At 55.9% G+C, this 2,874-nt stretch carries 1 rRNA gene; it reads right to left on the bottom strand.

The window, feature by feature from the left end:
- A 23S ribosomal RNA gene (locus ACW9JV_RS19270) occupies nucleotides 1–2,751 on the bottom strand; the annotation flags it as partial.
- Between the last annotated feature and the right edge of the window lie 123 nt (nucleotides 2,752–2,874).

Below are 2,874 nucleotides of genomic sequence, written 5' to 3' on the forward strand. Positions count from 1 at the left end.
GTGCTCCTGGCGGAACAACTGGTACACCAGCGGTGTGTCCATCCCGGTCCTCTCGTACTAAGGACAGCTCCTCTCAAATTTCCTGCGCCCGCGACGGATAGGGACCGAACTGTCTCACGACGTTCTGAACCCAGCTCGCGTGCCGCTTTAATGGGCGAACAGCCCAACCCTTGGGACCTACTTCAGCCCCAGGATGCGACGAGCCGACATCGAGGTGCCAAACCTCCCCGTCGATGTGGACTCTTGGGGGAGATAAGCCTGTTATCCCCAGGGTAGCTTTTATCCGTTGAGCGACGGCCCTTCCATGCGGGACCGCCGGATCACTAAGCCCGACTTTCGTCCCTGCTCGACTCGTAAGTCTTGCAGTCAAGCTCCCTTCTGCCTTTGCACGCTGCGAATGATTTCCAACCATTCTGAGGGAACCTTTGGGCGCCTCCGTTACTGTTTAGGAGGCGACCGCCCCAGTCAAACTGCCCGCCTGACACTGTCCCTGCACCGGGTCACGGCCCGAGGTTAGAATTTCCGTACAGCCAGGGTAGTATCCCACCAGCGCCTCTTCCGAACCTGGCGGTCCGGATTCCAAGGCTCCTACCTATCCTGTACAAGCTGTACCAAAATCCAATATCAAGCTGCAGTAAAGCTCCATGGGGTCTTTCCGTCCTGTCGCGGGTAACCTGCATCTTCACAGGTATTATAATTTCACCGGGTCTCTCGTTGAGACAGTGCCCAAGTCGTTGCACCTTTCGTGCGGGTCGGAACTTACCCGACAAGGAATTTCGCTACCTTAGGACCGTTATAGTTACGGCCGCCGTTTACTGGGGCTTCGATTCGATGCTTCTCCCCGGAGGGGATAACATCTCCTCTTAACCTTCCAGCACCGGGCAGGTGTCAGCCCCTATACTTCGCCTTGCGGCTTCGCAGAGACCTGTGTTTTTGATAAACAGTCGCTTGGGCCTTTTCACTGCGGCTCTCCCGGGCTTTAACACCCAGAAAAGCACCCCTTCTCCCGAAGTTACGGGGTCATTTTGCCGAGTTCCTTAACGAGAGTTCTCCCGAGCGTCTTAGAATTCTCATCCCACCTACCTGTGTCGGTTTACGGTACGGGCACCTCTCCCCTCGCTAGAGGCTTTTCCTGGCAGTGTAGGGCCGGGAACTTCGGTACTGATATTTCCCTCGCCATCGCCGCTCAGCGTTATCGATGAACGGATTTACCTGTTCATCCGCCTTACGGCTTGGACGCGCTATTCCAGCAGCGCGCTTGCCCTTCCTTCCTGCGTCCCCCCGTCGCTCAAACGGGAAGGAGGTGGTACAGGAATTTCAACCTGTTTGCCATCGCCTACGCCTTTCGGCCTCGGCTTAGGTCCCGACTAACCCTGAGCGGACGAACCTTCCTCAGGAAACCTTAGGTTTTCGACGGAAGGGATTCTCACCCTTCTTTTCGTTACTCATACCGGCATTCTCACTTCCAGGCGCTCCACCGGTCCTCACGGTCCGGCTTCGCTGCGCCTGGAACGCTCCCCTACCACGCCCGTAAGGGCGTCCACAGCTTCGGTGATACGTTTAGCCCCGGTACATTTTCGGCGCAGAGTCACTCGACTAGTGAGCTATTACGCACTCTTTCAATGATGGCTGCTTCTAAGCCAACATCCTAGTTGTCTAAGCAACTCCACATCCTTTTCCACTTAACGTATACTTGGGGACCTTAGCTGGTGGTCCGGGCTGTTTCCCTCTTGACGACGGATCTTAGCACTCGCCGTCTGACTCCCGGAAAACAAGTCGCTGGCATTCGGAGTTTGACTGAATTCGGTAATCCGGTAGGGACCCCTCGTCCAATCAGTGCTCTACCTCCAGGACTCTTTCTTCCGAGGCTAGCCCTAAAGCTATTTCGGGGAGAACCAGCTATGTCCGCGTTCGATTGGCATTTCACCCCTACCCACACCTCATCCCCGCAATTTTCAACTTGCGTGGGTTCGGGCCTTCAGCAGGTATTACCCTGCCTTCACCCTGGACATGGGTAGATCACGCGGTTTCGGGTCTGCGACCCGATACTATATCGCCCTGTTCAGACTCGCTTTCGCTGCGGCTCCGTGTCTGCCACTTAACCTTGCATCAGATCGCAACTCGCCGGTTCATTCTACAAAAGGCACGCCGTCACCCATAAACGGGCTCCGACATCTTGTAGGCACACGGTTTCAGGATCTCTTTCACTCCCCTCCCGGGGTGCTTTTCACCTTTCCCTCACGGTACTGGTTCACTATCGGTCACTGGGTCGTATTTAGCCTTGGGAGATGGTCCTCCCGGATTCCGACGGGATTTCTCGTGTCCCGTCGTACTCAGGATCCACTCCGGAGGAAAGACGGTTTCGACTACCGGGCTCTTACCGTGTCCCGCGGGCCGTTCCAGGCCGCTTCATCTACCGTCTTTCTTGATAACTCCGTAAGGAGTGTCCTTCAACCCCAGGGTGCAAGCACCCTGGTTTGGGCTGTTTCCGTTTCGCTCGCCGCTACTCGGGAAATCGCATATGCTTTCTGTTCCTCCGGGTACTAAGATGTTTCAGTTCCCCGGGTGTGCCGTGCCGCCTCCTATGTGTTCAGAGACGGACGCTGTCCCATTACGGACAGCGGGTTCCCCCATTCGGACATCCCCGGATCCAAGCTTACTTACAGCTCCACGGGGCGTTTCGCCGTTCGTCGCGTCCTTCATCGGCTCCCAGTGCCAAGGCATCCACCGTGCGCCCTTTCCAGCTTAACCTGGTAAGTGGTTGATTCTTTCAACGCACATTCGGTGTCTCCATTGTCCATCTTTCGATGAACGGAAACGCCGGTGTGAATTCTTTTGGCTCTTGCATTCGTTATGTCGTTTTCAAGGAACATC

It is taken from the genome of Salibacterium sp. K-3 (assembly GCF_054052005.1).